This window comes from Pseudomonas sp. AA-38, from assembly GCF_029457475.1.
GTDB lineage: Bacteria > Pseudomonadota > Gammaproteobacteria > Pseudomonadales > Pseudomonadaceae > Aquipseudomonas.
In genome coordinates this window covers 848,317-874,803 of the sequence record NZ_CP120359.1, presented here as the reverse complement: position 1 = coordinate 874,803, position 26,487 = coordinate 848,317, and the positions used below count along the sequence as shown (strand labels likewise).

The 26,487-nt window shown below is 60.8% G+C and carries 27 protein-coding genes; 12 read left to right on the top strand and 15 right to left on the bottom strand.

The annotated features are described in order from the left end of the window. The first annotated feature begins 58 nt into the window (after positions 1–58). Positions 59–619: an MFS transporter permease gene (locus tag PVE35_RS03995; RefSeq protein ID WP_277373879.1), complete on the top strand. Its 561-nt coding sequence runs from the start codon at positions 59–61 to the stop codon at positions 617–619. Between the two features lie 219 nt (positions 620–838). On the opposite strand, the gene PVE35_RS03990 is transcribed toward PVE35_RS03995, so the two are convergent. The 5 genes from PVE35_RS03990 to PVE35_RS03970 all read right to left on the bottom strand — a co-directional run bounded on the left by PVE35_RS03990 (position 839) and on the right by PVE35_RS03970 (position 4,735). Further along, positions 839–1,735: a hypothetical protein gene (locus tag PVE35_RS03990; RefSeq protein ID WP_277373878.1), complete on the bottom strand. Its 897-nt coding sequence runs from the start codon at positions 1,733–1,735 to the stop codon at positions 839–841. 40 nt (positions 1,736–1,775) lie between these two features. Then, positions 1,776–2,978: a hypothetical protein gene (locus PVE35_RS03985; RefSeq protein ID WP_277373877.1), complete on the bottom strand. Its 1,203-nt coding sequence runs from the start codon at positions 2,976–2,978 to the stop codon at positions 1,776–1,778. A 91-nt stretch (positions 2,979–3,069) separates the two neighbouring features. After that, entirely contained in the window at positions 3,070–3,459 is a 390-nt protein-coding gene (locus PVE35_RS03980; protein ID WP_181076566.1) for a hypothetical protein, read from the bottom strand. Next, complete coding sequence (locus tag PVE35_RS03975; protein ID WP_277373876.1) at positions 3,449–4,003, bottom strand: hypothetical protein; 555 nt, start codon at positions 4,001–4,003, stop codon at positions 3,449–3,451. The genes PVE35_RS03980 and PVE35_RS03975 overlap by 11 nt, the downstream gene beginning before the upstream one ends. A 144-nt stretch (positions 4,004–4,147) precedes the next feature. Continuing rightward, complete coding sequence (locus PVE35_RS03970) at positions 4,148–4,735, bottom strand: hypothetical protein (RefSeq protein ID WP_277373875.1); 588 nt, start codon at positions 4,733–4,735, stop codon at positions 4,148–4,150. 533 nt (positions 4,736–5,268) lie between these two features. Here PVE35_RS03970 and PVE35_RS03965 point away from each other — a divergent pair. The 10 genes from PVE35_RS03965 to PVE35_RS03920 all read left to right on the top strand — a co-directional run bounded on the left by PVE35_RS03965 (position 5,269) and on the right by PVE35_RS03920 (position 16,912). Then, a complete protein-coding gene (locus tag PVE35_RS03965) occupies positions 5,269–6,816 on the top strand; it encodes an ABC transporter ATP-binding protein (RefSeq protein WP_277373874.1) in 1,548 nt (515 codons plus the stop codon). 11 nt (positions 6,817–6,827) lie between these two features. Next, positions 6,828–7,931 (top strand): ABC transporter permease, encoded by a 1,104-nt coding sequence (locus PVE35_RS03960; RefSeq protein WP_277373873.1) that lies wholly within the window; start codon positions 6,828–6,830, stop codon positions 7,929–7,931. 52 nt (positions 7,932–7,983) lie between these two features. After that, positions 7,984–8,910, top strand: a complete 927-nt coding sequence (locus PVE35_RS03955; RefSeq protein ID WP_277373872.1) for an ABC transporter permease — start codon at positions 7,984–7,986, stop codon at positions 8,908–8,910. 184 nt (positions 8,911–9,094) lie between these two features. Then, positions 9,095–10,450, top strand: a complete 1,356-nt coding sequence (locus tag PVE35_RS03950) for an 8-oxoguanine deaminase (protein WP_277373871.1) — start codon at positions 9,095–9,097, stop codon at positions 10,448–10,450. Between the two features lie 255 nt (positions 10,451–10,705). Beyond that, positions 10,706–11,788, top strand: coding sequence for a BMP family ABC transporter substrate-binding protein (locus PVE35_RS03945; protein ID WP_277373870.1), 1,083 nt, complete (start codon positions 10,706–10,708; stop codon positions 11,786–11,788). Positions 11,789–11,891: 103 nt separating this feature from the next. Next, positions 11,892–12,851, top strand: coding sequence for a 2-oxoglutarate and iron-dependent oxygenase domain-containing protein (locus tag PVE35_RS03940; protein WP_277373869.1), 960 nt, complete (start codon positions 11,892–11,894; stop codon positions 12,849–12,851). Positions 12,852–13,032: 181 nt separating this feature from the next. Then, the gene (locus tag PVE35_RS03935) at positions 13,033–13,980 is read left to right on the top strand and encodes an adenosine deaminase (protein ID WP_277373868.1); all 948 of its coding nucleotides are present in this window, start codon (positions 13,033–13,035) and stop codon (positions 13,978–13,980) included. Between the two features lie 111 nt (positions 13,981–14,091). After that, positions 14,092–14,841 carry a transporter substrate-binding domain-containing protein gene (locus PVE35_RS03930; protein ID WP_268181451.1) on the top strand — a complete coding sequence of 250 codons (750 nt, stop codon included), beginning with the start codon at positions 14,092–14,094 and terminating at the stop codon, positions 14,839–14,841. Next, entirely contained in the window at positions 14,838–16,157 is a 1,320-nt protein-coding gene (locus PVE35_RS03925; protein ID WP_268181449.1) for a diguanylate cyclase, read from the top strand. Before PVE35_RS03930 ends, PVE35_RS03925 begins: the two co-directional genes overlap by 4 nt. Positions 16,158–16,171: 14 nt before the next feature. Continuing rightward, positions 16,172–16,912, top strand: coding sequence for an ABC transporter substrate-binding protein (locus PVE35_RS03920; protein WP_277373867.1), 741 nt, complete (start codon positions 16,172–16,174; stop codon positions 16,910–16,912). Here PVE35_RS03920 and PVE35_RS03915 read toward each other — a convergent pair. From PVE35_RS03915 to PVE35_RS03870, 10 genes are all read right to left on the bottom strand, one after another. After that, on the bottom strand, positions 16,906–17,439 hold the full coding sequence (locus tag PVE35_RS03915) for a cytochrome b/b6 domain-containing protein (RefSeq protein ID WP_268181446.1): 534 nt from the start codon (positions 17,437–17,439) through the stop codon (positions 16,906–16,908). The genes PVE35_RS03920 and PVE35_RS03915 overlap by 7 nt on opposite strands. After that, the gene (locus PVE35_RS03910; protein WP_268181445.1) at positions 17,439–17,705 is read right to left on the bottom strand and encodes a PepSY domain-containing protein; all 267 of its coding nucleotides are present in this window, start codon (positions 17,703–17,705) and stop codon (positions 17,439–17,441) included. Before PVE35_RS03910 ends, PVE35_RS03915 begins: the two co-directional genes overlap by 1 nt. Before the next feature lie 185 nt (positions 17,706–17,890). After that, positions 17,891–19,903: a TonB-dependent copper receptor gene (locus PVE35_RS03905; RefSeq protein ID WP_277374846.1), complete on the bottom strand. Its 2,013-nt coding sequence runs from the start codon at positions 19,901–19,903 to the stop codon at positions 17,891–17,893. Between the two features lie 149 nt (positions 19,904–20,052). Beyond that, positions 20,053–20,427, bottom strand: coding sequence for a DUF2946 domain-containing protein (locus PVE35_RS03900; protein WP_277373866.1), 375 nt, complete (start codon positions 20,425–20,427; stop codon positions 20,053–20,055). A 283-nt stretch (positions 20,428–20,710) separates the two neighbouring features. Further along, positions 20,711–21,259, bottom strand: a complete 549-nt coding sequence (locus tag PVE35_RS03895) for a putative natural product biosynthesis protein (RefSeq protein ID WP_277373865.1) — start codon at positions 21,257–21,259, stop codon at positions 20,711–20,713. Positions 21,260–21,329: 70 nt separating this feature from the next. Beyond that, positions 21,330–21,704: a DUF2946 family protein gene (locus PVE35_RS03890; RefSeq protein WP_277373864.1), complete on the bottom strand. Its 375-nt coding sequence runs from the start codon at positions 21,702–21,704 to the stop codon at positions 21,330–21,332. Beyond that, positions 21,704–22,198 (bottom strand): copper chaperone PCu(A)C, encoded by a 495-nt coding sequence (locus PVE35_RS03885; protein WP_268181436.1) that lies wholly within the window; start codon positions 22,196–22,198, stop codon positions 21,704–21,706. Before PVE35_RS03885 ends, PVE35_RS03890 begins: the two co-directional genes overlap by 1 nt. An 88-nt stretch (positions 22,199–22,286) precedes the next feature. Next, on the bottom strand, positions 22,287–23,714 hold the full coding sequence (locus PVE35_RS03880; protein WP_277373863.1) for a PepSY domain-containing protein: 1,428 nt from the start codon (positions 23,712–23,714) through the stop codon (positions 22,287–22,289). Between the two features lie 75 nt (positions 23,715–23,789). Next, positions 23,790–24,176 carry a DUF2946 domain-containing protein gene (locus PVE35_RS03875; RefSeq protein WP_268181434.1) on the bottom strand — a complete coding sequence of 129 codons (387 nt, stop codon included), beginning with the start codon at positions 24,174–24,176 and terminating at the stop codon, positions 23,790–23,792. A gap of 81 nt (positions 24,177–24,257) precedes the next feature. Then, positions 24,258–25,178, bottom strand: coding sequence for a LysR family transcriptional regulator (locus tag PVE35_RS03870; RefSeq protein ID WP_277373862.1), 921 nt, complete (start codon positions 25,176–25,178; stop codon positions 24,258–24,260). A 125-nt stretch (positions 25,179–25,303) separates the two neighbouring features. On the opposite strand from PVE35_RS03870, the gene PVE35_RS03865 reads away from it, so the two are divergent. Beyond that, positions 25,304–26,320, top strand: coding sequence for a zinc-binding alcohol dehydrogenase family protein (locus PVE35_RS03865; RefSeq protein ID WP_277373861.1), 1,017 nt, complete (start codon positions 25,304–25,306; stop codon positions 26,318–26,320). Positions 26,321–26,487: the final 167 nt, after the last annotated feature.

The window sequence follows — 26,487 nt, the reverse complement described above, 5'->3', positions numbered from 1 at the left end:
GTGCTAAGAACACTCGCTGGATGCGAGCCTCCCAAAACCGTCAATCGGAACCAGGTCAATGGACAACCTGTATCAGCCTCCCAAAGCCGAACTGCTGGACGAACAATCCTCCCCCCGCAGCGCCTTCTTCGTCACCTCAGAGAACAAACTCTACCTGCTGAATTTCGCCACCTTCGGCCTTTACCCCCTCTACTGGTTCTACAAGCAGTGGGACAGCCAGCGTGCTGCAATGCTGCCGAAAAAGATCATGCCGGCCGTACGCTCGTTCTTTCAGATCTTCTTCACCCATTCGCTATGCAGGCGGATCAGCGAGCACAAGCAGCGTCAGGGTCTGGGATCATGGGATTATTCAGGCACCGCCTGGCTCTATGTCGTGCTGATGGTAGTCAGCAATGGCCTGTCTCGTATCGAGCTCGAGAACGGTTCTCTGAATATGCTACTGCTGATCGGCTGCATCGTGGCTCCGGCGATCCCCCTGGCACAAATCCAGCGACACGCCAACCAAGCCAGCGGCGATGACAACGGCCAGAGCAATGCCCGTATCAGCGGCCTCAACCTGCTGTTCATCATCCCTGCCGCAGCGCTCTGGATGCTCGCTCTGGTTGGTTCCTATCTCTGAAGCCCGAACGCAAACGTTGTAGTTGTGGATGGGTGGAGTGCAGCGAAGCCCATCGTTCAGGCATCGCTACATTCGATCCCGGCTACCTGCTCGCCAATGGTGGATAAGCTTCGCGTTATCCACCCTACGCCCTGAGCTTATTGTGTTCGGTTAACGATTAAGCTAAGGGGCGGGCTTTAGCCCGTCCCAGTGAGCGAAGCGAACGGTTTGAACCAATTATTATGTTTCAAATAGCACGTCTGGAAGCTCATATTCAGCGCCAAACTCATTCAGCAACCTCATTATTTTGATTATTATATTAATTGCCTTTATTGCGTCAGGTCTTTCGCAGCTCATGCCATTGTGAATTGCATCATTTCTTGTGTTATTAAGCCACTTAAGTTCGCTGGCTAACTGGCCTTTCTCGATTATGGATACACCGGTAAGAGCTTTGTGGAAGCTCCCAAGATAGACCTTCAGCCTGTCGTAAGCTATTTTTGAGAGCAAATCTTCACTTTCGTCACTTGATAATTCTTCCATCTTCTTTTTTAGGTGGTCTTGAACTGAGCTGTCAAGCAGTGAGAATGCAATCAGTAGGCCCTCACTGTTGTATCCTCGCTCTACAAGTTCAGATGCTCTAACTAATGTGTACCATTCATTGGATGGCACTGATGGCTTATGAGATAAAGCGCTTTGCAGTGAGTCATTTTCTGCATAGAAGCTGGAGTTGCCTTGCATTGCATACGTTTGGCCGTCGACTACAAGCTGATAGAAGAGTAGGTCTATTATTCCTACACTCCTTATTTCCTTGGTGTATCTCGTGTTTCCATCAATGTATTTTGCTATCAACAATATTGTGTTTAGACACCCTAGAACTTCCCATATCAGCTTGTCGGACTGGCATCTTTTGGCTAGTGAAGCCTCATCACCGACATGCGTTATATGCATAGTTAGCTTTGCGACCAGCATATGAGACGTGTCAATTGTTTTGATTCCTGGAATAATATCGAATTTATTCTCAGGTGATATTTGCAGTATTACGGGGTGACTTGATTTTTTTACCTCTGCCGAAAGGACCATTCCCTTGAGGCGAGGTTTGAACGGCAACACCGCAATGAATTCTAGTTGTCTATCCATTTTCGCCTTGAAACATAACGCTTTTGTAAAAGGCGCGACGTCAGGAGCGTCCTTTTAACAAACTTGTTAGATTTTCAATCTCTGACTTAGACAATGACTCAAGATGTTGAATAAGCATTCTTTTTTGCTTTTTATCATCAGTGTCACCCTCAGGGTCAAATGATAGAAGCAAGTCTGTAAATCCCAAATTTTTAATTTCTACCTGATTAGCATTGTTTGATAAACAGTCTGGAACTTCGGTTCTATAGGGGTCACAGACTATTAACTTTGTACCAGGTATCTTCAACCAATCACAAAAGACCACATTTACATGCTCATCTCCGAAACCATAGCCAATGACAACAAGTTCACGAACAGACATAATTCTAGTTTCAAATTCTTCAAATAACTCCCTGGGTGCAATCTGTTCAAATTTGTCTGAAAACTTGTGTCCACCTGAAAGTAAAGATCGCCTTAGAAATTGAAGCTCACCGGAATCATCATTAACAAAAAGCTCATTGACTCCTCGAACGCCTGACTTTTGGCATTCCGCCAAGCTAAGTCTTTCGATATTTCTAACCGCCCTAACGTAAGACCCAAACTCGCTGTCTCCGACAGATTTCAGGTATTTACCTTTATCTTCTATTGCAAAAATATCAAATGATCCGTGTAGCTTGACAAGATTAACGCCAGACTCGTTTTGATCAAAGAAATCTAAGCGGTGCTGCTGAAGCTCCTCTTTCGTAACAACCTTGAAAGAACCCAATCGACCATATCCATGTTCACGATCAGCATAGAAGCCATCTTTCAAAGGAATTTTATAGAATGCACATAGCTCCTCTACGATTAAGTCATGATTCAGTGAATAGATATCTAAACAGCCAAATTTTTTGATGATCGCTTTCAGACCAAAATAGTGATCAAATCTAAACTGCATTCTAGGATTGCATTTCTCTTGCAGCTCCAAGAGCAATAACTGGATGCATTCTGTGGCTTGCTTAATTAACCCATCAACAATTTCGCGCTCTTTTCCAACCGAAGATAGCTTCCATTTCTCTAGCTCGCTTACCATTTGCTCATAGTGCATATCCGTATTGCGTATGATTGCCACAAATCGCTCTTTAATTTCTTTATTGTCTGAAAAATTGAATAGCTGTGTATCAATCCTCTTTAAAACATTCTCCCTAAATGTGGCTGTAAATGGCCAGACAAGCGGCATCCCACACTCTACTGACGCTCCTGCACCTAGAAAAAATGCCAACATTCGGTACGTACTCCTTAAAAATCTAACGCTTTGCTCACCGGAAAATTAGGAGCGCAGCGAGTAATTTTTCCGAGTGCAGCAATTTGTTAGGCTACACAGGCTTGACCTTATCACCAACATTGGGATCATCGAAAGGCATAGCTTCTTTCTCTGGCTCCTCAACAACCTCGCCGCTCAATGAAGCTAGAATTCCTGTTTGACGACGAATTATACGACCTCTAGAAACAACACGATTAGATTTAATAGTGGTCATTTTCGACTGAACGTGGGTTGCTGTTCCTGTACCTCTAATTATTTCCAAGTTGCCCAAGCTTTCTCCAGTCTCAGGATCTTTCAGCTCTTCTGGGTCTACGTAATAGACTAAAAAATTATCACCCTTCTTCACGCCGTGGTCTGATCCGCGATTAATTATCAGAGTGTATTCGTCATTAACCTTTGCAACTAACGCTGGGTAGTTTGCTTTTTGTGTATTATCTGCCATTTGAAATATCCTCTAAGATAAAGCTGGGTACAGACGCTTTAACAATCAATTTTCTCAACTCATCTTTAGAGTTCGCCATGATTTGGGTAAGTTTTTCGCCGAAGTCATAATTATCGGTAATGACTATTTGTACTTTTTTGTCATTTTGCACATTTATTACTTTACCTACGCCTACGAGCCGTTCCAGGTCATCTTCCAAGTAGTAAACAGAAATGATGGCATCATGTGACAAAAGAGGCGTTGGCTCGACTAAAAACAAAGCACAAGCACCTGAATAGGCTTTAGGTGCATCCTTAACATACATAACACGAGGAATTTTCGCATCTGATTCCTGACATGCAGTCCACGCAGCCCTTAATGCAACAACTACCGCAAAGAAAACGACAATTATTGCTGGCAAAATATATTTTAATTCGACACTGCTGGCCTCAGGTACTAAGTAAAAAACAAGTAGCGCACCAATAAAACTAAGAAAGGTAAGAATACCTCCCCAGCTTTTTATTGTGCTCTCCCATAGGAGATTACCGAAAGACAATTGTTTCATGTATAAATGAATCTCCTAAGTTTGATTTGTGGCCTAACGCTTCAATAACCAGCGCAGCTCTTTTGCGTCCGGCGCCGCAGGCGCGTAGCTAATTGACTTGTTAGGTTTTTTTTCGACCAGCACTTATGTATATATAAAATATGGTCAAAAATCATCATCAACATGTTTAATCATGCAACTGGCTACATCGAGATAATGACCGCCGCCAAGGTCAATCTCATACTCTTCTTGGTTTCCTGAGAAATAATTAGAACTATTTAGGGTGTTCGGTTGAGGCACCGGATTAATTGGTTGGTACCTTGAGTCATCGTAATAGCGGCAGATATCAGGTCGACACTCATAGCGACTAATACCTCCATGAAAGCTATTCTCGTATGTAACACATGAGCCATAACGATGGCCAATAAAGCCTTCAACTAAGTAAGTCATTTGTGCTGGATTCAACCGAAAACACTCACTTAGACTGCCGGTACTAAAATGAATTAACCTCTCTAAACCCGGCTGAACATCAAGATAACTTAATAAGTTAGATTCGATTTCGTGAACATTGCCCCGGATTATATTAAAAGCAGTAAAAATGAAGTATCCAGGATTTTGAGAAGATCTATGACGTGTGTCCAAGCCATTTGTTGTCTTGCCAATTTTTGACCATGTCCGATTGTAGATGTCCCCTCCAATGTATATCCAGTCATTGGTGTCGGGGCTACTATAAAATTCTTCGGAACCTCTCAATTTACCTCTCCTTGTTTGAACTCATATCATGATGCTAGAAACCTAACAGTGATTAGATGGAAGGCGGTACTAATCCAATAGTAGAGCCTTCCATCTAACTCCGCACCATCACGTTTCGCTTGCTGCCAAAAATCCTTCCCAATCATAGTCTTACTGTTATGCCCAGACAGTCTGGCGTATTCGCTTGACCTCCTCTTTTTGCTCCAGCATTACGGCCCCGAAGCGCCCTGTGCGCCGCCACCGGCATTCGGCTACGGGTCGCTGCGGCCAGCAAACAGGCAACCCCGGATTGCATCCGGGCTACGGGTCGCGGCTGAAACCCCTCCTACAGGCAGATGCAGCCCTTGTGGGAGGGGCTTTAGCCGCGAACGCGCGAATGCGGTGCGTCGGGCGCTGCCGGCGGAGAGGCGCGCACCAGCGCCGGGCATGAAAACCCCACAGCCGGAGAGCCAGGCCTCAGGAGATGCATTTTTCTGACTCCATGGCCAGGTTTTTGCTTTGGCCATGCTCAGTCATTCCCATGAGCATCTCCCATGCACGCCCCACACGCTTCCCCACGCTTGCAGCTAACTGCCATCAGCAAGCAGTACACCGGATGTCTGGCCAATGACCGTATCGATTTGAGCATTGCCCCCGGCGAGATCCGTGCCCTGCTCGGCGAGAACGGTGCCGGCAAGAGCACGTTGATGAAGATCATCTACGGCGTCACCCAGCCCAGCAGCGGCGAGATTCGCTGGCAGGGCCAGCCGCTGGTGATGCGCGACCCGGCCATGGCGCGGCGTCTGGGCATTGGCATGGTGTTCCAGCATTTCTCGCTGTTCGAGACGCTGACCGTCGCCGAGAACATCGCCCTGGCCATGGGCGCGGACGCCGGCACACCGAAGCAGTTGGAACCGAGGATCCGTGAGGTGTCGCAGCGCTACGGCATGGCGCTGGAGCCAACGCGCCTGGTGCACAGCCTGTCCATCGGCGAACGGCAGCGGGTGGAGATCGTCCGTTGCCTGATGCAGGACATCAAACTGCTGATCCTCGACGAGCCCACCTCGGTGCTCACCCCGCAGGAGGCCGACGAGCTGTTCGTCACCCTGCGCCGCCTGGCCGATGAGGGCTGCAGCATCCTCTTTATCAGCCACAAGCTCGGCGAGGTGCGCGCGCTGTGCCAGAGCGCCACGGTGCTACGCGGCGGGCGGGTTTCCGGGCATTGCGTGCCAGCCGAGTGCAGCGATCTGGAGCTGGCGCGGCTGATGGTTGGCGACGCCGAGGGGCTGGAAAGCAGTTACCCGAAAGTCAGCGGCGGCCTGCCACGGCTGCGTGTGGATGATCTGAGTTGGCACAACCCCGACCCGTTCGGCTGCTCGCTGGAGCGCATTCGCCTGGAGGTGCGCAGCGGCGAGATCGTCGGCATCGCCGGGGTGGCCGGCAATGGCCAGGACGAGTTGCTGGCCCTGCTCAGCGGCGAAACCCGCCTGCCCCGTGGCGAACGCGAGCGGGTCAGCCTGGATGCCGCGCCCGTGGCCAACCTGCACCCAGATGCACGGCGCAAACTGGGCCTGGCCTTCGTGCCTGCCGAACGCCTCGGCCATGGCGCGGTGCCGGAGATGAGCCTGGTGGACAACGCTCTGCTCACCGCCTTCGGCCAGGGCCTGGTCAAGGGTGGGCTGGTACAGCGCGGCAAGGTGCGCGCGCTGGCCGAGCAGATCATCCAGCGCTTCGCGGTGAAAACGCCAGATGCCGACACCGCTGCACGCAGCCTGTCCGGCGGCAATCTGCAGAAGTTCATCCTGGGGCGGGAAATCCTGCAAAACCCGAAACTGCTGGTGGCCGCGCACCCGACCTGGGGCGTGGACGTCGGTGCCGCTGCGGCCATCCACCGCGCGCTGATCGCCCTGCGCGATGCCGGCGCGGCGATCCTGGTGATATCCGAAGACCTCGACGAGCTGTTCCAGATCAGCGACCGCATCGGCGCGCTGTGCAGCGGGCGCCTCTCGCCGCTGGCCGAGACGGCGCAGGTATCCACCGTGGAAGTCGGCCGCTGGATGGCCGGTGAATTCGATCAACCCGCCGCCGCTGCGGCCTGCTGACGGAGCCCGTCATGCTGTTATCCCTGGAACCGCGCGGCCAGGAGTCGCGCCCCATGCTCTGGCTGTCACCGCTACTCGCCGCCGTGCTCACTCTGCTCAGCGGCATGCTGCTGTTCACCCTGCTCGGCCATGATCCGCTGGAAACCCTGCACACCCTGCTCATCGCGCCGGTCAGCGACTGGTATGGCGTTTCCGAACTGCTGGTCAAGGCGCTGCCGATCCTGCTCTGCGCCCTGGGCCTGGCGGTGGCCTACCAGGCGCGTATCTGGAACATCGGCGCCGAGGGCCAGTTGCTGATCGGCGCCCTGGCAGGCAGTGCCATGGCCCTGCAACTGATCGACTGGGAAAGCCGCTGGGCGCTGGCCTGGGTGGTGCTGGCCGGCACCTGCGCGGGAGCGGCCTGGGCAGGGCTTACCGCCTGGCTGCGCACGCAGTTCAACGCCAACGAAATCCTCACCAGCATCATGCTCAACTACATCGCGCTGAACCTGCTGCTGTTCTTCGTGCATGGCCCGCTGAAGGACCCGGCCGGCTTCAACTTCCCCGAATCGGCCATGTTCGGCGATGCCAGCCGCCTGCCGCTGGTCAGCGAGGACGGGCGCCTGCACGGCGGCCTATACCTGGCGCTGCTGGCCCTGGTGGCGGTATGGGTGCTGCTGCACAAGAGCTTTCTCGGCTTCCAGATCAAGGTGCTCGGCCTGGACAAACGCGCTGCTGGCTTCGTCGGTTTTCGCGAAAAACGCCTGGTGTGGTTCGCCCTGCTGGTCAGCGGCGCGCTGGCTGGGCTGGCGGGTGTGGGCGAAGTGGCCGGGCCCATCGGCCAACTGGTGCCGCAGGTGTCACCCGGTTACGGCTATGCAGCGATCACCGTGGCCTTTCTCGGTCGTCTCAACCCGCTCGGCATAGTCGCCGCCAGCCTGCTGATGGCGCTGCTGTACCTGGGCGGCGAGAACGCGCAGATGAACCTCAATCTGCCGCAGGCGATCACCCAACTGTTCCAGGGCATGATGCTGTTCTACCTACTGGCCTGCGATGTGCTGATTCTCTATCGGCCACGCTTCGCGTGGCGCTTCAAGCTGCCAGCCACGAGCCGCAAGCAGGAGTCCGCCGCATGACTTGTTTCCATTTTTCCTTTACTTGCCGCTTGCAGCCTGAGGCTTGACGCTCATGGATCTCGACCTGTTGACCAATATCTTCTACGCCATGGTGCGCACCGGTACGCCGCTGCTGCTGGTGGCACTGGGCGAGCTGGTGTGCGAGAAGAGCGGCGTGCTCAACCTCGGCCAGGAAGGCATGATGCTGTTCGGTGCGGTGATCGGTTTTATCGTCGCCTTCAGCACCGGCAGCCTGTGGCTGGGCGTGCTGCTGGCGATTGCCGCCGGCATGCTGCTGTCGCTGCTGTTCGCCGCCGTGGCGCTGGGCTTCAACGCCAACCAGGTGGCCACCGGCCTGGCCCTGACCATTTTCGGCGTGGGTCTTTCCACCTTCGTCGGCGCCGCCTGGGTCGGCAAGCCGTTGTCCGGCTTCGAGCCCATCGTCATTCCGCTGCTGTCCGACATCCCGCTGATCGGGCGCATGCTGTTCGCCCAGGACGTGCTGATCTACCTGTCCTTCGCCCTGTTCGCCCTGGTGGCCTGGGTGCTGCTGAAAAGCCGTATAGGCCTGATCATCCAGGCCGTTGGCGAGAACCCGGACGCCGCCAGCGCCATGGGTCTGCCGGTGCTGCGCGTGCGCACCCTGGCGGTGTTGTTCGGCGGCGCCATGGCCGGCCTGGCGGGTGGTTACCTGTCGCTGGCCTACACGCCGATGTGGGCGGAGAACATGACCGCCGGGCGCGGCTGGATCGCCCTGGCGCTGGTGGTGTTCGCCAGTTGGCGCGTATTCCGCGTTCTGCTCGGCGCCTACCTGTTCGGCCTGGCCAGCATCCTCCATCTGGTGGCGCAGGGTATCGGCCTGTCGATCCCGTCGAACCTGCTGGCCATGCTTCCGTATGTCGCCACCATCCTGGTGCTGGTGCTGCTTTCGCGCGATGCGCTCAAGACCCGCTTGTATGCGCCGGTATCGCTGGGCCAGCCTTGGCAGCCGGGGCATTGAGTTAAGCGGCAAGCTTCAAGCTTCAAGCGGCAAGAAGAGCCTGAGCGCTGGACGGACGCAGCCCAGCCGCTAGACTGCTTGTAGCTTGTAGCTTGTAGCTTGTAGCTGGCGCCTCGCGCCCCCCCTGGATCAGCAGACAGGGTCAACACTGAGCTGGCTCGACTCAACCACTGAGGAGCCACTCATGGCTGCTACCCGTATCTGGATCAAGAACCCCCTCGCCGTTTTCACCGCCAACGATCAAGACGCCTGCGGCGGCCTGGTGATCGAGGATGGCCGCATCAGCGAGCTGCTCAGCGCCGGCCAGCAACCCGCACAGCCCTGTCAGCAGGTGTTCGATGCCCGCGAGCATGTGCTGCTGCCGGGTCTGATCAACACCCACCACCATTTCTACCAGACCCTCACCCGCGCCTGGGCGCCTGTGGTCAACCAGCCGCTGTTCCCCTGGTTGCAGACGCTCTACCCGGTCTGGGCACGCCTAACGCCCGAGAAACTGGCCCTGGCCAGCAAGGTGGCATTGGCCGAACTGCTGCTGTCCGGCTGCAGCACCGCCGCCGATCATCATTACCTGTTCCCCGGCGGGCTGGAGCAGGCCATCGACGTGCAGGTCGAGGCCGTGCGCGAACTGGGCATGCGCGCCATGCTCTGCCGCGGCTCGATGAGCCTGGGCGAGGCCGACGGCGGCCTGCCGCCGCAACATACGGTACAAAGCGGTGAGACGATCCTGGCCGACAGTCAGCGCCTGATTCGCCAGTACCACGAACGTGGCGATGGCGCGCAGATCCAGATCGCTCTGGCGCCCTGCTCGCCCTTCTCGGTCACGCGCGAAATCATGCGCGCCAGCGCCGAGCTGGCCGAGCAACTGGACGTGCGTCTGCACACCCATCTGGCCGAAACGCTCGACGAAGAAGACTACTGCCTGCGCCAGTTCGGCCTGCGCACCGTGGATTATCTGGACAGCGTCGGCTGGCTCGGCCCGCGCACCTGGCTGGCCCATGGCATTCACTTCAACCCCGAGGAAATCACCCGCCTTGGCGCTGTCGGGACTGGCGTCTGCCACTGCCCCTGCTCGAACATGCGCCTGGCTTCGGGTATCTGCCCCGTGCACGACCTGGAGGCAGCCGGCGCGCCGGTGGGCCTGGGCGTCGACGGCTCGGCCTCCAACGACGCCTCGAACCTGATCCTCGAAGCACGCCAGGCCCTGTATATCCAGCGCCTGCGCTACGGTGCCGAAGCAATCCCCCCCGAGCGCGCCCTGGGCTGGGCCACATGCGGTTCGGCGCGCCTGCTCGGGCGCAGTGATATCGGCGAGCTGGCGGTAGGCAAGCAGGCCGACCTGGCGCTGTTCAAGCTCGATGAGCTGCGTTTCTCCGGCAGCCACGACCCGCTCGCCGCCCTGCTGCTGTGCGGTGCCGATCGTGCCGACCGCATGATGATTGGCGGCACCTGGCGCGTTATCGACGGGCAGATCGAGGGGCTGGATGTGGCGCAACTGATCGCCGACCACCGACAGGCGGCGAGGCAGTTGGTGAATGCCTGATCCTGAACCGTAGGGTGCGCCATGCGCACCGAGAAACTGCCGGTGCGCACAGCGCACCCTACGGGCGAAACACCGCATATCGCACCACAACGCAGCAGCTACAACCGCTCCGCACCAAGACCGTTCCATCCCACACAAGCGCATCTGCGTGAAATGGGCTCGCCACGTCTATCTGTCCTATTGGTCAGCTTTTTGCAGTCATGGGATCAGCCAACCAACAGCTATCCCAAACACAAGACTGGAGTTCCACCGACCATGTTCGAGAAGAGCAAGAAACCGCTGCTACGCACCCTCGTCGCCGCCCTGGGCTTTGGCGCCGTGCTCAGCGCCTCCGCCGCCGATCCACTGAAGGTCGGCTTCGTCTATATCGGCCCCATCGGCGACCACGGCTGGACTTACCAGCACGAGCAGGGCCGGCAGATGCTGATGAAGGAAATGGGCGACAAGGTCAGCACCAGCTTCGTCGAGAACGTGCCGGAAGGTGCCGACGCCGAGCGGGTCATCCGCAACATGGCCAAGGGCGGTTTCGACCTGATCTTCACCACCTCCTTCGGCTACATGAACCCGACCATCAAGGTGGCCAAGCAATTCCCCAAGGTGACCTTCGAGCATGCCACCGGCTACAAGCAGGCCAAGAACGTCGGCACCTACCTGTCGCGCTCTTATGAGGGGCGTTACGTCGGCGGCTTCCTCGCGGCGAAGATGACCAAGACCAAGAAGGTCGGCTACATCGCCTCCTTCCCGATCCCCGAGGTGATCCGCGATATCAACGCCATCCAGCTGGCGTTGGACAAGTACAACCCGGGCACCGAGATCAAGGTGGTGTGGGTCAACACCTGGTTCGATCCGGGCAAGGAATCCGACGCCGCCAACGCGCTGATCGATCAAGGCGTGGACGTGATGTTCCAGCACACCGACAGCCCGGCGCCGATCCAGACCGCCGAGCGCCGGGGCATCTATGCGGTGGGCTACGCCTCGGACATGGCCCACTTCGGACCCAAGGCCGTGCTCACCTCCATCGTCAACGACTGGGGCCCGCACTACATCAAATCCACCCAGGCAGTGATCGACGGCACCTGGAAATCCGAAGACTTCTGGGGTGGCTTGGCCGAGGACACCATCGAACTGCCGATCAGCGACCTGGTGCCGGCTGACGTGAAGAGCGAGGCCGAGCAGATCATCGCCGACATTCGCAGCGGCAAGCTCCACCCCTTCACCGGCCCGATCAAGGATCAGAGCGGCGCGGTGCGCATCGCCGATGGCGTGAGCGCGACCAATGCCGAACTGGCCTCGATGAACTACTACGTGGAAAACGTGAAGGCCGAGTTGCCGAAGTAAAAAGCAGAGCATCGCGGCTGAAGCCGCTCCCACAGGTGTGGGAGGCGCTTCAGCGGCGATAACCCGGAAATCACCGATGCCGTCCCTGCATTGCAGAGCTTTTATGAACAGCCTACCCATCATCGACATCGCCCCTCTCTACGCTGACGACACTTCGGCCTGGCCTGCCGTGGCCGAGGCCATCGACCGCGCCTGCCGCGACTGGGGCTTCTTCTATATCGTTGGCCACCCGATCAGCGCCGAGCGCATCGAAGCCCTGCTCGATGCGGCGAAAACCTTCTTCGCCCTGCCGACCGAGGAAAAACTCAGGATCGACATTACCCAGAGCACTCATCACCGTGGCTATGGGGCGATTGCCACCGAGCAACTCGACCCGAGCAAGCCCAGCGACCTCAAGGAAACATTCGACATGGGTTTCCACATGCCCGCCGATCACCCCGAAGTGCTGGCTGGCAAACCGCTGCGCGGGCCGAATCGTCATCCGGACGTGCCCGGCTGGGCCGACCTGATGGAAAGTCATTACGCCGACATGCAGGACTTGGCCAAGACCCTGCTGCGCGCCATGGCCATGGCGCTGGACATCGAGCAGGATTTCTTCGACGCGCGCTTTCATGAGCCGATCAGCGTGCTGCGCATGATCCACTATCCGCCGCGCCACACTGCCAGCAGCGCCGAACAACAGGGCGCAGGCGCACACACCGACTACGGCTGCGTCACCCTGCTCTATCAGGATGAAGCCGGCGGCCTGCAGGTGCGCGCGCGTAACGGCGAATGGATCGACGCGCCACCGATTGCCGGCAGTTTCGTGGTCAATATCGGCGACATGATGGCGCGCTGGAGCAATGACCGTTACACCTCGACGCCGCATCGGGTGATCAGCCCGCTGGGGGTGGATCGCTACTCCATGCCGTTCTTCGCCGAACCGCACCCTGACACGCTGATCGACTGCCTGCCTAACTGCTCCAGCGTGGACAACCCGGCCAAGTACTTGCCCGTGACCAGCGCCGCGTACCTGCTGTCGCGTTTCGCCGACACCTATGCCTATCGGCGCGAGGAGGCATAGGGCTGATTGCGTCGTAGGGTGGATGACGCTCTTTTCATCCACCGCTCGTGCAGCCGGAACGAACGCTTTGGTGGACATGAAAAGCGATGTCCACCCTACGCAGCGGGCCAGGTGGCGCAGCACGATCCTGTCCCAAGGGTTAAACTTTGCCGACTCCAAGCCTGATAACGAGAACCCGACCATGCCCGAATGGCTCAACGCCCTGCCCAAGGCCGAACTGCACCTGCATCTGGAAGGCTCGCTGGAGCCCGAGCTGCTGTTCGCCCTGGCCGAACGCAATCAGATCGTCCTGCCCTGGGCCGATGTCGAGACCCTGCGCGCGGCCTATGCCTTCAACAACCTGCAGGAATTTCTCGACCTCTATTACCAGGGCGCCAACGTGCTGCGCACCGAGCAGGACTTCTACGACCTGACCTGGGCCTACCTGCAACGCTGCAAGGCGCAGAACGTCATCCACGTCGAACCCTTCTTCGACCCGCAGACCCATACCGACCGCGGCATTCCCTTCGAGGTGGTGCTGCGCGGCATTCAGCAGGCGCTGCGCGACGGCGAGCAGCAACTGGGCATCAGCCACGGCCTGATCCTCAGCTTCCTGCGCCATCTGCCTGAGGAAGAAGCGTTCAAGACCCTGGAGCAGGCCATGCCGTTCCGCGATGCCTTTATCGGCGTCGGCCTCGATAGCTCGGAGAAGGGCTTCCCGCCGCGGCTGTTCGAGCGCGTGTTCGCCAAGGCACGCAGCGAAGGCCTGCATGCTGTGGCGCACGCTGGCGAAGAGGGGCCGCCCGAGTACATCTGGGAGGCGCTGGATCTGCTCAAGATCAAGCGCATCGACCACGGCGTACGCGCCATCGAGGACGAGTGGCTGATGCAGCGCATCATCGACGAGCAGATCCCGCTGACCGTCTGCCCGCTATCGAACATCAAACTCTGCGTGTTCGAGCACATGGGCCAGCACAACATCCTCGAGATGCTCGAGCGCGGCGTGAAGGTGACGGTGAACTCCGATGACCCGGCCTACTTCGGCGGCTATGTCGGCGAAAACTTCGCCGCCCTGCACGAACACCTGGGCATGACCGAGGCACAAGCCAAACGCCTGGCGCAGAACAGCCTGGACGCGCGCCTGGCCTGAATGCCTGACGAGCCGCCCTCACGCTGGTCGGCTCGCTGATTACAGGCCAGGCAGGTAATGGCACAATAGTGGCATGCTTTTCAAGCGCTACCGTACCCTCAGAGCAGCTCCATGTCCTCTCGTGCCTATCGCCACTTCATCGCCTGGCTCTGCCTGCTCGTGCCCTGGCTCGCCCACGCCGGGGAATCGATCCGTGTCGTCACGGAGGAACTACCGCCCTACAGCATGACCATCAACGGCAAGCCGAGCGGCCTGGCCACCGACGTGGTGCAGGCCTTGCTCGACGAGGTTGGCGAGCAGAGCAACATCCAGGTCATGCCCTGGGCACGCGCCTATGACATCGCGCTCAACGGCCGTAACGTGCTGATCTATTCGATTGCCCGCACGCCAGAGCGTGAGGCGCTGTTCAACTGGGTAGGCCCCATCGCCCCTGGTCACTGGTTTCTCTACAGCTCCCAGGCGAACCTGCACCTGGATAGCCTCGAGCAAGCGCGTCAGTATCAGATCGCCACGGTCAAGGACGATGTCGGCGAGCGCTACCTGCTCAGTCAGGGCTTCGAGATCGGCAGGAACCTGCAGTCGAGCAACCGTTACGAGCTCAACTACGAAAAACTGCGCAGGGGCCGTGTCCATCTGTGGATCATCAACAAGATCAATGCCGACTACATCCTGCGCCAGCAGCGCCAGCCCCCTGAGCATCCGCTCTACCCCGTGCTTGACCTGGGCAATCTCGATGGCGCCGAGCTGAGCCTGGCGTTCAGCCGCAACACCTCCGCCGCCACCCTCGCGCGCTTCCGTCAGGGTCTGCAGGCCCTGAAGGAGAAGGGTCAGCTAGAGGCCATCTACGCGAGATGGCAATGAACGACGCCCCCCTGCAGCTAGGCCAGCAGTCACTCGGCCGGCGCCTGGTCACGGTCACCTTGCTGTTCTGCGTCCTGTTCATCCTGCTCAGCACCTCATTGCGCACCTACCTGGCCTGGAACGGCAACTTGCAGAACATGCGCAACGAGCTGCAACTGATCGATCAGGTATTTCGCGCCACCCTGTCCAAGGCCATCTGGGAAATGGACGAGGACACCCTGCATACCCAGCTCGACAGCGTATCGCAGGCAGGCGCGGTAGGCCTGATCGAGCTGCGCATCCTGCGTGAAGGGCGTGAGCCGCAGGTGATCCGCCATCAGGCAGCGGATTATCAAGAAACCTCACGCGCCCCCGAGCTGTATGAAAAGCTCAGCTACGCCCCCTACCCTGGTGGCAAGGAGAATATCGGCGAGCTGCGCCTGGTGGGCAATGAAGCCCTGCTCTGGCAAGAACTGGTCGGTGACGTCGCCTCCATTCTCCTGGCGCAGGTGCTGCAGAGCCTGATGATCGCGGGTTTGATCATGCTGCTGTTCAATCGCTCGGTCACGGTGCATGTGCGCCAGATCGCCCGCCACCTCAGCCAGTTGTCACCGACCACGCTGGAAAGGCGCCTGCATCTGCAACGTGCCGCCAGCCGTGACGACGAACTCAGCCTGCTGGAGAGCGGCATCAACAGGCTGCAAGAGAAACTGCGCACCTACCTGGAGCGTCAGGATCGTGCCGAGCAGGCCCTCGCCGCGCACCGCGACCGTCTGGCCGAACTGGTGGAGGAACGTACCGCAGAGCTGCGCGCCGCCAATGAGCGCCTGCACGCGCTCAACCGCAGCGACCCGCTCACCGGCCTGGCCAACCGGCGCCATTTCGACGAAACCAAGCAGCTCGAAATGCGCCGAGCACGCGGGCAGGACCTGCCCTTGTCAGTGCTGATGTGCGATGTCGACCACTTCAAGAATTACAACGACAGCTACGGCCATGCTGCTGGCGATCAGTGCCTGAGCCAGATCGCCGTGCTGCTGAGGGGGCTGTTCAACCGCAGCGGCGAACTGGTCACCCGTCTCGGTGGCGAGGAATTCGCCGTTCTCCTGCCCGGGCTCGATGGCCAGCAGGCTGAGCTATGCGCCCAGCGCCTGCATGCCGGGCTGGAGGAGTTGGCCATCGCCCACGGCACATCCGCAACGGCTACGCATGTGACGCTGAGCATCGGTATCGCCCAACTGGAAGCCGAGCCAGACGATTTCGAGGCGCTGATGCAGCGCGCCGATGAAGCCCTGTACCGTGCCAAGCGCCTGGGGCGTAACCGTACCGTGCGTTTCTGACTGACGAGGCCAGCATGTTCCTGACCCACTTCGCCTGGTTGACCGCCCTGCTGCTGGCACCTGCCCTGGCATCTGCCGATACGATCAGGGCCGTCACCGAAGACAGCCTGTACGCCTTCGTGCAGGACGACAGGGTCGCAGGCCCTGCCACCGCCGTGGTCGAGGCCACGTTGCACGAGGCCGGACTGGACTATCAACTGGCGCTCTACCCCTGGGCACGCGCCTATGACCTGGCTCTGCAGCAGCCCAACGTGCTGATCTACCTGATCGCCCGCACGCCAGAGCGTGAAAGCTCGTTCAAGTGGGCCGCCAAGGTGCTCGACTACGATGCCTACCTGTACAAGCTCAAGGCCCGTGAGGACGTACAGGTGCAAGAGCTGGGCGACGCCAGGCGCTACCTGATCGGCGTGGTGCGCGACGACATGCGCCAGCAGTACCTGCAGAACCGAGGCTTCACCAAGCTTTCGGTAGCCGCAAGAAACAATGACAACATGCGCCGCCTGTTCAACCGGCAGATCGAACTGCTGCCCCTGACCGAGGGCGATGCCAGACGGCTGAGCCGCGAGGCTGGCCACGATGCCAGCGAACTGCAGCGCACCGCACGCCTCGCTGAACTGTCCAGCGGGCTGTACCTGGCTTACAGCACCAGCACCGAGGACGCCATAGTCGAGCGCACCGAGGCCGCCTTCGAGCGCCTGCGCCTCAATGGCGAGATAGCGCGCTTGATGGGTGCGGTGCGCGAACGAGCTCAGTGATCCAGCGGGCGACGCTTACCGGTGATCATCGACAATGGCAGGTTCTCGCGCAGGCGGTAACTCTCGAACAGCGCCGCGGCGATATGCAGCCCAACCAGTGCCATCAGGGCATTGGCGAAGAATTCGTGAATATCCTGTGGCAGGTCGGCGCCCCAGAAGTAGTCCACCTCCTCCATCAGGAAACCGGTCACGCCCAGACCCAGCATCAGCGCCATCATCAGGATCATCACCAGCGCGCCCAGCGGCGAGTGGCCGAGACGATGGTAAGGATTGCCGGCAAACAACGCGCGCACATGCGCACGCAGGCGTGCCGGAGTCGGCCAGAAGTCAGCCCAACGCGCCGCCGGCGCACCGACAAAGCCCCACACCAGGCGAATCGCCAGCCAGGCCACGGCGTAATAGCCGAACCAGCGATGCCAGTTCTCGCCCTCCTCGGTAAAGAAGTAGTTGGCCAGGAAAGCGCCGGCCAGGGACCAATGGAACAAACGCACCACTGGATCCCACACGCGCAGGGTCGAGCTGCTCATCAGCCTTCCACGTTGCTCTTGACCGGCTTGCCGCTGACCGGGTCGAAGTAGATCTCGACCTTCTTGCCATCCTTGTCGAAGCCGTAGATCTCGTAGCAGTTGCCCTTGGTGACCTTGAACTTGTTGATCTTGTAACCCTGGGCCTTGAGGTCGGCCTGGAACTTGTCCTGATCCTGCCACTGGGCCTTGTCGGCGGTGGTGCATTCGGTGGCGGCGAAGGTCAGCGGGCTGGCGAGGGCCAGAGACAGCAGAAGCAGTTTGCGCATGATGGAGTCCTCGAAGATGCAGGGGTAAGTGTGTCTGCGGGGGCTACTTTCACGCAGGAACCTTAACGCTGTATTAGCCCGCATAGATTCGTAGCCCGGATGAAATCCGGGGGAGGTCGGCAGAGATCCCCTCTCCCCCAGCCCCTCTCCCATGAATGGGAGAGGGGAGCAACAGCACTGAAGCCTCAGAAGTCGAAATCCACCTTGGCCCAGAAGGTGCGGCCCGGCTCGTCGATGCGCGTGTCGGCGGGAAAGCCGAAACCGGCGTCACCGGCCAGGTTGAGGTGCTCGGCGTAGTTCTTGTCGAGCAGGTTATCCACACCGGCGCTGAGCTTGACCTGCTGGCTGACGCGATAGGCGCCGTTGAGCGACAGCACACCGAAGCCGGCGCTGTCGCCGAAGTCCTGGCCCACCACGTTGCCCCGGCCTGCGGCGATGCGGCCCTGGTCGTCGACCACACGCCACAACGCGCCGACGCTCCAATCGTCGCGCGCATAGGTCAGGCCGAGGCGTGCTTCCAGCGGCGGCATCTGCGGCAGTGCTTCTCCGTCCGAGCTGTTCTTGCCCCAGGCGTAGGCCAGGGTCGCATCGGCTTTCCAGTTGGAGGTGAAGGCATAGGCCACGCCCAGCTCGCCGCCCATGATGCGCGCGTCGACGTTGTCGGCCTGGGTACTCATGCCACGGTAGTCGAACAGGATGTAGTCGCGGATCTGCCCGGCATAGGCCGAAGCCCAGGCCTGCAGCTTGTCGTCCTGGTACTGGATGCCGATATCGAGCTGGGTGGTCTTCTCCGGCTCGATGCCATCGAAGGCGTTATCCGCGCCAGCCGGGCCATTCAGGCCGGCGGAAAACAGCTCCCAGTAATCGGGGAAGCGCTGTACATGACCGAGGCCGGCATAGAGGGTGGTCGGCGAGCCGGCCAGGTCATGCTCGTAGCGCACGAAGCCGCTGGGCAGGGTGTCAGCGCGGGTTTCACCTGCCGTCGGATTGGGCCGGGCCATGCCCATCATGCTGCGAAAGCTCGTCCGGTAATCCTTGGCCGAAGCACGATCCAGCCGCGCACCGGAGACCAGTCGATCACGCTCGGCCAGGCTCCAGGTGGCTTCGGCGAACAGGCCGTAGTTGTGCATCACGGCGTCCTTGACCCAGGGGAAACGGTCGGCATCGGTATAGCCGCTCATCATGCTGAAGGTGGAACGGCGGGCACGGTGCTCGCTGCGCTGGGCATCGAGGCCGGTAATCAGTTCGAGGTCGTCCCACCGCCAGGTAGCGGCCAGGCGCGTGCCAAGAGTACGACGGTCAACCTGCGAGGCCATGGGCATGGCCATCATGCTGGTCGGGTTCGGCACGCGCAGGCGGAAGTTGTCCATGATGTGGTCGGCGTAGTTGTAGTAGACCTTGGCCTCGAGCTTATCCAGCACACCGCCGAGGTTGCTGCGCTCGATACGCAGGCCAAGGCTTTCGCGCTTGAACTGGGTGCCATCCATGCCACGCCCGGCATAACGCGCCTCACCATCACCGCGCCCAGCCGTGAGTTCGACCAGGGTGTCGGCATCCGGCGTCCAGCCCAGGGCCATGTCGCCGTTCCACTTGTTCCAGCGCGAGGCGATGGTGTCGCCGTCACCGTTGGCGTAATCGTCGGACTGCGAGCGATTACCCATCACCCGCAAGTAGCCCTGCTCGCTGCCGACAGCGCCGTCGATCAGACGGTCGAAGCGCCCGTTGGAGCCCGCCAGCACGCTGGCATGCAGGCGCGCGCCCAACTCACCGAAATGCTCCGGTTCACGCTCGAAACGCACCACACCAGCCGAAGCGCCCGGCCCCCAGATCACGGTTTGCGGGCCCTTGGTGACGGTCAGCAGATCGAAGGTTTCCGGCGCGATGTAGGAACTGGGCGCGTCCATCCGTCCGGGGCAGGCGCCGATCATCTGCCCGCCATCGGTGAGCAACAGCAGGCGCGAACCGAACAGGCCACGCAGCACCGGGTCGCTGTTGCTGCCACCGCTGCGGATGGCGGAGAAGCCGGGAATGGTCTTGAGGTAATCGGCCGCATCGCTGGCCGGCACCGGCTGGCGCGCCTCCTTGGGATCGGCCACCACGGTCAGCGGCGAGGCCTGCTGCACGGCGGTGATCACGGTGGGCGGCAGCTCGGCGTCATCGGCCATTACGGGCGCGACGGAGCACAGACCGCAGGCCATGGCGAAGGCCTGGCGCCAGCGCAGGCGACGAGTGGACAGGGCGAAACGCAACGATGCGGAGCCTTGGCTCCAAATAGCAGGAACGAACATGGCAATACCTGAAAGTTGGCAGTTGTTATAGAGGTGAGCCAGGCCATGAAGGCCGTCTTTCAGGTGCGCGGGGAGGCTCTGGGGTTCAGCGAAGGCCAGCGATGACGATGAGGTAGCTTGAAAAACACCCTGGGCAACGGGCGAATCGTTTCTCGATCGAGCAAGCCGAACAACCCGAAGAAGGCCACCAGCAGAATCGCGCTGAAGCTGGAGGCGATGGCGCAGCCGCCGCTGCCGAACAGCGCCAGCGGCACGCTGCCGGAGCCATCGAGATCGGCGCCCGCGCCGAAGTTGCCGTCGAAAGCGCAATACTGCGCCTCCAGCCCGCTGAGCTGCATCCCGGCCATCTGCCCATGGCTGATCGCACAGGCAAGCGCTGCGAACAGGACGCTGAAATACAGCAGCCAGGCTGTCGAGCTACGTGGTGGACGCATCAGAGCCAGCCATCCTTTTTAACCACAGCCAGCGACGGATGATGCAAAAGCGGCATGCAAGCACTCCAACAACGAGAACAGGCCCTCTCCCGAAAGAGAGGGCCTTTGTCGCGAACGCTTCGAGCCTAACCGTGGATGGCCGACATGACGCCCTTTCCAACCCGAAGCAGGGTCATCCTAGAAAAGGCCCGCACAGGCGCACAATTGCGACAAGCTGCCACGCCAGCCACACAAACTTCATGCGTACCGGCCTGCTGACGGGCCTGCGGCGGAAGGTCGCACATCACTCGGCAATGCGCAGCCAACGATGGAAACCCGCCACACCGGCACGGCTCAGCGGCGACCAGGCGAAGTCGAAACGCGCCGGTGGCAGCACCTGGACGTCCTCATCCAGCGCCATTTCCAGACTTTTCCAGTCGATCAGCGTCAGCGGCCGCACGCTGCAGGCCAGGAGGATGCCCTGAGCCAGGCTGGTGTCGCTGGTGACCCAGCGGGCGGCAGCCGCCGATAGCAGGCTCTCCACCTGTTCGGAGGTGACGCGGGGCGCGTAGTCGGAGGCCAGCAGCCAGCGACAGAGGCTGATGTGCAAGGTCCAGTCCTGCGCCGGCTGGTGGCGGTAAGCCCAGGTCATGAAACGGCGAAACAGGGTCAACCCTTCCGGCGGGTCGAGCTTGAGCAGTTCGGGGCACAGGTCATAGAGCAGGTGCCAGTAGGGCAACAGCCTGGCATCCAGGGCGATGAAGGAACGGGCATTGCTCGGATAATCGGGAAACAGCGACTCGCCAGGTGCACGCCGACGCGGCGACATGGCCTTGAGATGAGATGAACGCATGGTTCAGCCTCCTGTTCATGTTCAGCCTCGCCAGGCGAGGCGACTGGAGCTCGACAAGCTCCGCCAGAGGTCATCCGGCGAACAGCGGCGGTGCACGTGATTGTGCCGTGGGCAGGCGCGGAGCAGGCGGCGCCTGCCAACGCAATGTGGGCGGCGTGGCCTGCTGTACGGCCAGGGCGAACAACGCCCAATCCAGACTGCCCAGCGCGGGGCTGTGGATCAGCAGCGAACAGTAGGCGCAGGCGTCGAGCACGAATGCCTGCGGCACGGCCAGCGCAGGCGCATGCGTCTGCACGGGGCCATCGTGGCAGGCCAGTTCAGCCAACCATGACCAGTCCCGCGGTTCGGCGCGTAGCTGCGAAGCCAGCGGCGCCAGGGCGATCAGAACGAGTGCCAGGAGCCCGAGCCGGGCGCCGAGCAATCGCCTGCGAGCCGTGAAGGTCATCAGTGCTTGTGCGCGTCTTCGCCGTGCTCCATGCCGTGCTCATGTCCGGCTGGAGCCTCCTTCTGCACCGCCACTTCCACCTCCACCTTGCCGGCCTTCTCGAAGTTCAGGGTCAGCGGGAAGCGCTCACCGGCCTTGGCCTGCTGCTTCAGGTCGAAGAGCATGACGTGGTAGCCCATGGGCTCGAACTTGACCTCGCCACCGGCGGGGATGACCACGTCCTGCACCTGCTGCATCTTCATCACGCCACCGGCATGCAGATGCTCGTGCAACTCGGCCTTGCCCGCCACCGGACTGCTGGCGCCGAGCAGGCGATCGGCTTCGCTGCCCTTGTTGTGGATGACGAAGTAGGCGGCAGCGGTCGGCGCCACCGGCGGCATCTCGCGCGACCAGGGGTGGTCGATATGCAGTTGGCCGACTTCGTATTCATGCGCCTGGGCCAGCAGTGCCGGCAGCAGCAGAGTGAGGCCGAGCAGGGTTTTCTTCAGGGTCATGGATCTATCTCCTTGGTTGAACGAGTTGTAGCACTAGCAGCTTCGATGGCTGCCAGCGCAATCTGCTGCGTGAGAAGCGCAAAGCGCGTCATGCCTGGGCCACTCGCCACGGACGCAGACGTGGCAGCAACCAATCCACTGCCCAGACCAGCAGCAGCGAGGCGCCGACCAGGGGGAAGAGCGCACCGAGCACGATCATCACGCCGATGGCGGTCTTCCAGCGCGGCAGGTCATGGCGCAGCGGCGGCACGCCGAAGCGGCCAGCCGGGCGGCGCTTCCACCACAGCACCAGGCCACTGACCGAGCTGAACAGGATCAGCAGGCAGATCGCCGCCATCAGCAACTGGTTGGGCAGGCCGAACATGCGCCCTTCATGGATCATCGCGCCGCTTTCCACGGCCTTGGCGACCGCGCCGTAATGCTGCCAGCGCACGTCGGCGAGCACCTCGCCGCTGTACTGATCGATATGCAGGGTGGCGTCGTTGCGTGGGTCGCTGGCGAACAGCGCGACGGTGTACACGCCCTGCTCGCCCGTGGGCAGGGTGATGCTGTAACCGGGCTGCACGCCGCGCGCCTCGGCGGTGTCGACCACCTGTTGCAGCAACCGGCCAGACTCGGCCGAGGCCGCATGCCCCGGCTGCTCGCCATGGCCTTGGTGATCGCCATGCCCCTGGTGGGCGGCGTGGGCATCGGAAGCCGGCAGCGGCGCCGTTTCCACCGCCCAGGCCACGGTCTGCCGGGCGCTGTGGTTGAGGCTGCCAGTCAGTTGCCCGGACTTGGGCACCTCGTTCCACATGGCGTCGGGGAACTGGTTCCAGACGGCTGCGAACTGCTTGCCCCAGAAGCCAGTCCAGGCCATGCCGGTCATCAGCATCAACAGCAGGATGGCGCTGCCCCAGAAGCCGGTCACCGCATGCAGGTCGCGCCACCACAGGCGCCCACGCGCGCTCAGGCGCGGCCAGAGAATGCCTGCGCCGCTGCGCCCGCGCGGCCACCACAGGTACAGGCCGGAAATCACCAGGACGATGCCCCAGCCCGCCGCCAGCTCGATCAGGCGGTCACCGAGGGTGCCGATCAGCAGGTCACCGTGCAGCTTGCGCGTCGTCGCCTGCAGGTTCCACAGGGCATCCTGCGTACCGAGCACGGTGCCGCGATAGGGGTCGAGGAACAGATTGAGGTCGCGACCATCCTGGGTGATGACGAACTGCGCACTGCGATCGGCGGCCACCGGCGGCAGGTACTGCTTGATCGCCGCCTGTGGGTAGATCTCGCGCAGGCGCGCCAGTTGCTGGTCGGCACTCAGGCGCTGCTCGGCCAGCGGCACCTGCAGCAGGTCGGCGTACATCAGGTTGTCGAGCTGCGGTTTGAACAGGTAGATCAACCCAGTGAGCGACAACAGGATGAGGAATGGAATGACGAACAACCCGGCATAGAAGTGCCAGCGCCACGCCAGGTTGTAGAACGAAGGTTGCGGGCGCACGGCTGCACCTGCGGGGGTGTCGAAACGCGACGACATGAAACATCTCCCAAGTCGGCTGCCAGCGAGCAGACGACGACTGCATGATGGAAAGCCCTGTACAGGGCACGAGGATCAGGCAGTCAGCGGGGAGGCGCGAGGGTTGGCCGGGGGCCAGCGATAGCGGGTAAGACGGGGAATGTGCAGCGTCGGCAAGGGCCGTGCGCTGTCACTGGCGAGCAGGCCCAGCAGACCGAAGAAGGCGGCAAGGATGACGGCGCTGAACAGGCTGCCCAGAACGCAGCCGGTGCCGGTCGCCGGGTTCGGCGGGACGATGCCGGAGCCATCGAGATCGGCACCGGCGCCGAAGTTGCCGTCGAAGGAACAGTACTGGCCGTCCAGACCGCTGAGCTGCATGCCGGCCATCTGCCCGTGACTGATGGCGCAGACGAATGCACTGAAGAGGATGCTGAAGTACAGCATCCAGGCAGTCAGTGAGCGGTGTGTGCGGGCCAGTTTCATGGGCGCGACTCTAAACAGAGGGTAGCGGCGCGGCACTGCGGTAGATTGCCGCAGCCGTTCGAGGCGAGAGTCTAGCAGAGCTCAGACGCCCCGCCACGGCGCGTCCGCCAGCAACACCTCGCAGCGGCTCTGCAGGAACTGACGCAACAGATGCACCGCCTTGCTCAACTGCGCCCGGTGAGCGCAGACCAGATACAGCGGCGTCGGCTCGCCAAGCCAGTCCGGCAGCAGTACCTGCAGGCGCCCGGCGCCTACGTCCTCGGCCACGTCCAGCCAGGATTTGTACACCAGCCCCTGCCCCGCCACGGCCCAGCGCCGGGTGACGTCGGCGTCGTCACTGACGCGGTTGCCGGTAGCCGTCACCAGCAGCTCGCGCCTGCCCTGGCTGAAGCGCCAGCGCTCGTGTACCCGACCATGCAGCATGTACAGCAGGCAGTTGTGCGCGGCCACCTCTTCCACCATGCGCGGCGAGCCATGCCGAGCCAGATAGGCCGGTGCCGCACAGAGCACACGGCGGTTGTCCGCCGCCACCGGCAGGGCCACCAGGCTGGAGTCCTCCGGCGCGCCATAGCGCAGGGCGATGTCCACCGGCTCGCGAAACAGATCGGCCATGCGGTCGGCCAACAGCAAGCGCAGGTGCAGTTGCGGGTGAATGCCCTGAAAGGCATCGAGCCATTGCAGCAGGGTGTTGCGGCCGAAATCAGAGGGTGCCGAGAGTTGCAGCACACCACGAATGCCCTCCTGACTGCCGACCAGTTGCTGGCGCCCCTGCTCCAGGCTCTGCAGTGCCTGGCGAGCGTACCCCAGGTACTGCTCGCCCTCCGGGGTCAGGCGCAGGCTGCGCGTCGAGCGTACCAGCAGGCGCACCTGCAGTTGCTGCTCCAGGCGCTTGAGTGCGGCGCTGGCCACGGCGGGCGACACGTCCAGCAGGCGCGCGGCGGCGGAAAGGCTGCCGGCTTCGGCGGTGCGGACGAAGAGTTGCAGATCATCGAGACGCAGCATGGCGGCAGCACTTTCAAAAAAAAGATGAAAGAGACTCTATCAAGCGCGGCTTTTTCTCGTCATCCAATTGAAAGAGCATGACGGCTCCCGTTCAACGAATTGGCAGCATGCCAGGAGCAAGCCCCATGAAAGCCATCGCCTATTACCAGTCCCTGCCAGCCGACCATCCCGAGGCTCTGCAGGACGTGCAACTGCCCGAGCCCACGCCTGGCCCGCGCGATTTGCTGGTGGAGGTGCGCGCCATCTCGGTGAATCCGGTCGACACCAAGATCCGCCGCAACGTCGCCCCCGAGCCTGGCACGGCCAAGGTGCTGGGCTGGGATGTCGCCGGTGTGGTCAAGGCGGTGGGCAGCGCGGTCAGCCTGTTCCAGCCGGGTGACCCGGTGTTCTATGCCGGCGCCCTGGATCGTGCCGGCGCCAACAGCGAACTGCACCTGGTCGACGAGCGCATCGTCGGCAAGATGCCGCAGAGCCTGTCCTTCGCCGAAGCCGCCGCCCTGCCGCTGACCGCGATCACCGCCTGGGAGCTGCTGTTCGAGCGCCTGCAGGTTGGCGAAGGCAGCGCCAGCGCCGGCCAGAGCCTGCTGATCGTCGGTGCCGCCGGCGGCGTCGGCTCGATCCTCACGCAACTGGCGCGACGCCTGACCGGCCTGACCGTGATCGGTACCGCCTCGCGCCCGCAGACCCAGGCCTGGGTGCGAGAGCTGGGCGCGCACCATGTGATCGATCACAGCAAGCCGCTGAGCGAGGAACTGGCGCGCATCGGCATCGGCCAGGTCACCCATGTGGCCAGTCTGACCCAGACCGATCAGCACTTCGACCAGCTCATCGAAGCCCTGCAGCCCCAGGGGCAGCTAGCCCTGATCGACGATCCGCTGCAGCCGCTGGACGTGATGAAGCTCAAGCGCAAGAGCCTGTCGCTGCACTGGGAGCTGATGTTCACCCGCTCGCTATACCAGACCGCCGACATGATCGAGCAGCATCGCTTGCTGCAACGGGTAGCCGAACTGGTGGAGGGTGGCGTGCTGAAAACCACCCTGGGCGAGCACTTCGGTCGTATCGATGCCGCCAACCTGCGCCGCGCCCACGCCCTGCTGGAAAGTGGCTCGGCCAAGGGCAAGATCGTGCTCGAAGGGTTTTGAGCCCAGCCATCGCCGGGGCTGCCCAGAGTAAAGGTTCAGATTTTCCGACGAACGGCAAATACCTTGCCAGGTCTGCATTCCAGACCACCGAACGATGCCCGTTACATTGCGATTTGATTCATGTCAGTAAAGGGTCATGCAGGAGTTCTACCATGAAGGCTCTGCCC

Coding starts and splice junctions, on each gene's coding strand:
- PVE35_RS03995 (WP_277373879.1), top strand. CDS start 59: ATGGACAACCTGTATCAGCCTCCCAAAGCCGAACTGCTGGACGAACAA.
- PVE35_RS03990 (WP_277373878.1), bottom strand. CDS start 1,735: ATGGATAGACAACTAGAATTCATTGCGGTGTTGCCGTTCAAACCTCGC.
- PVE35_RS03985 (WP_277373877.1), bottom strand. CDS start 2,978: ATGTTGGCATTTTTTCTAGGTGCAGGAGCGTCAGTAGAGTGTGGGATG.
- PVE35_RS03980 (WP_181076566.1), bottom strand. CDS start 3,459: ATGGCAGATAATACACAAAAAGCAAACTACCCAGCGTTAGTTGCAAAG.
- PVE35_RS03975 (WP_277373876.1), bottom strand. CDS start 4,003: ATGAAACAATTGTCTTTCGGTAATCTCCTATGGGAGAGCACAATAAAA.
- PVE35_RS03965 (WP_277373874.1), top strand. CDS start 5,269: ATGCACGCCCCACACGCTTCCCCACGCTTGCAGCTAACTGCCATCAGC.
- PVE35_RS03960 (WP_277373873.1), top strand. CDS start 6,828: ATGCTGTTATCCCTGGAACCGCGCGGCCAGGAGTCGCGCCCCATGCTC.
- PVE35_RS03955 (WP_277373872.1), top strand. CDS start 7,984: ATGGATCTCGACCTGTTGACCAATATCTTCTACGCCATGGTGCGCACC.
- PVE35_RS03950 (WP_277373871.1), top strand. CDS start 9,095: ATGGCTGCTACCCGTATCTGGATCAAGAACCCCCTCGCCGTTTTCACC.
- PVE35_RS03945 (WP_277373870.1), top strand. CDS start 10,706: ATGTTCGAGAAGAGCAAGAAACCGCTGCTACGCACCCTCGTCGCCGCC.
- PVE35_RS03940 (WP_277373869.1), top strand. CDS start 11,892: ATGAACAGCCTACCCATCATCGACATCGCCCCTCTCTACGCTGACGAC.
- PVE35_RS03935 (WP_277373868.1), top strand. CDS start 13,033: ATGCCCGAATGGCTCAACGCCCTGCCCAAGGCCGAACTGCACCTGCAT.
- PVE35_RS03930 (WP_268181451.1), top strand. CDS start 14,092: ATGTCCTCTCGTGCCTATCGCCACTTCATCGCCTGGCTCTGCCTGCTC.
- PVE35_RS03925 (WP_268181449.1), top strand. CDS start 14,838: ATGAACGACGCCCCCCTGCAGCTAGGCCAGCAGTCACTCGGCCGGCGC.
- PVE35_RS03920 (WP_277373867.1), top strand. CDS start 16,172: ATGTTCCTGACCCACTTCGCCTGGTTGACCGCCCTGCTGCTGGCACCT.
- PVE35_RS03915 (WP_268181446.1), bottom strand. CDS start 17,439: ATGAGCAGCTCGACCCTGCGCGTGTGGGATCCAGTGGTGCGTTTGTTC.
- PVE35_RS03910 (WP_268181445.1), bottom strand. CDS start 17,705: ATGCGCAAACTGCTTCTGCTGTCTCTGGCCCTCGCCAGCCCGCTGACC.
- PVE35_RS03905 (WP_277374846.1), bottom strand. CDS start 19,903: ATGGCCTGCGGTCTGTGCTCCGTCGCGCCCGTAATGGCCGATGACGCC.
- PVE35_RS03900 (WP_277373866.1), bottom strand. CDS start 20,427: ATGCGTCCACCACGTAGCTCGACAGCCTGGCTGCTGTATTTCAGCGTC.
- PVE35_RS03895 (WP_277373865.1), bottom strand. CDS start 21,259: ATGCGTTCATCTCATCTCAAGGCCATGTCGCCGCGTCGGCGTGCACCT.
- PVE35_RS03890 (WP_277373864.1), bottom strand. CDS start 21,704: ATGACCTTCACGGCTCGCAGGCGATTGCTCGGCGCCCGGCTCGGGCTC.
- PVE35_RS03885 (WP_268181436.1), bottom strand. CDS start 22,198: ATGACCCTGAAGAAAACCCTGCTCGGCCTCACTCTGCTGCTGCCGGCA.
- PVE35_RS03880 (WP_277373863.1), bottom strand. CDS start 23,714: ATGTCGTCGCGTTTCGACACCCCCGCAGGTGCAGCCGTGCGCCCGCAA.
- PVE35_RS03875 (WP_268181434.1), bottom strand. CDS start 24,176: ATGAAACTGGCCCGCACACACCGCTCACTGACTGCCTGGATGCTGTAC.
- PVE35_RS03870 (WP_277373862.1), bottom strand. CDS start 25,178: ATGCTGCGTCTCGATGATCTGCAACTCTTCGTCCGCACCGCCGAAGCC.
- PVE35_RS03865 (WP_277373861.1), top strand. CDS start 25,304: ATGAAAGCCATCGCCTATTACCAGTCCCTGCCAGCCGACCATCCCGAG.